Raw genomic sequence first — 1,429 nt, 5'->3', positions numbered from 1 at the left:
TTTGCACAAGCGGGGGGGAGTTTTTGACGTGGTATCCCTTGACGGGTGGCCTCCCCCCTCTTTTCCCCCCCCAAACCCTTCCCTGGGGTGCTGGGTTCCCCTTCCGAACCACCGCATCCAGAGGACTGCTTGCGCGGGGTGGGTAGGATCGGCGGCATGCGCGCGCAGAACGCCCAGTGGTGGCCGCCCTCCGGCGGCCCCGAAGTCCTGCGCTGAACCAGACGAGCGCACCACCAGGCCGCCCCACCGGGCGGCCTTTTTCGTGCCCGGACCCCGGGGCGGCCCGAATCCGGAAGGAAGAAGGCAGATGATCAGGTTGTCCGGGATCACCCCGTCCGGCCACGTCCACGTCGGGAACCACCTGGGGGCCATTCGGCGCTGGGCGGACGAGGGCGGGCCGGACGACCTGTACTTCGTCTCCGACCTGCACGCGATGACGAACTCGCACAATCCGGCGAAATTGCGCTCGATGGCCTCCGAGCAGCTGGCCGTGCTGATCGCGGCCGGGATCGAGCCGGACCGCGTGTTCGTGCAGTCGGACATGGCCCGCGAGCTGGGCGCCCTCAACTGGGTCCTCGAGTGCACCTGCAACTACGGCGAGGCCGCCAGGATGATCCAGTTCAAGGAGAAGTCGAAGGGCCAAGCCGGTGTCCGGCTGTCTTTGCTGACTTATCCGGTGCTGATGGCGGCGGACATCCTGCTGCAGGGCGCGGACGAGGTCCCGGTCGGGGAGGACCAGCGACAGCACGTCGAGCTGGCGCGGACACTGGCGAAGCGGTTCAACTCCACCTACGGCGACGTGTTCACCATGCCGAAGGCGGTGCTGCCGCCCGCCGGGGCGCGGGTCATGGACCTCGCCGAGCCGACGCGGAAGATGTCGAAGTCGACGCGCGAGGAGGCCGGGGTGATCTTCGTGCTCGACGAGGCCGACCAGGTCAGGCGGAAGGTCAAACGCGCGAAGACCGATGGCGGGTCGAAACCGGCCTACGCACCGGAAACCCGGCCGGGGATGGCGAACCTGCTGGACATCCTCGCGGCGTGCGTGAAGGAGAAACCCGAAGTCCTCGCCGACCGGTTCGACTCCTACGGCCAGGTCAAGGAGGCCGTCGCCGAGGCGCTCATCGAGGAACTGCGGCCGGTCCGGGAACGCGCCCTGGCGCTGCTGGCCGACCCCGGCGAACTGGAGCGGGTGCGCAAGGCGGGTGCCGTCCGGGCCGCGGAGCGGGGTGAGCACCGGTTGCAGTCCGCGCTGCGGCTCATCGGCGCCGGCTGAAGGTCCGACCTGGACATCGTCGGCTACCCGAAGGGGCAGGGGCGCTGGCGTCTTTCGGCCCTGGTCGGGCACGTGGTCGTGGGGGGGGGGGGGGGGGGGGGGATGGGACCGCGACACCCACCACCTGCCCCAACAACAAACCAAAAACGCGCCACC

At 69.4% G+C, this 1,429-nt stretch carries 1 protein-coding gene; it reads left to right on the top strand.

From position 1 onward, the window contains the following. Window positions 1-307: 307 nt before the first annotated feature. Complete coding sequence (gene trpS / locus ACZ6DT_RS08860) at window positions 308-1,273, top strand: tryptophan--tRNA ligase (RefSeq protein WP_465590902.1); 966 nt, start codon at window positions 308-310, stop codon at window positions 1,271-1,273. Window positions 1,274-1,429: the final 156 nt, after the last annotated feature.

This window comes from Amycolatopsis sp. NPDC041971 (assembly GCF_055588925.1).
This window is presented reverse-complemented; position numbering and strand designations above follow the sequence as displayed.

What these genes read in the sequence shown, in the direction of transcription:
- trpS (WP_465590902.1), top strand. Translation starts at nt 308, where the DNA reads ATGATCAGGTTGTCCGGGATCACCCCGTCCGGCCACGTCCACGTCGGG.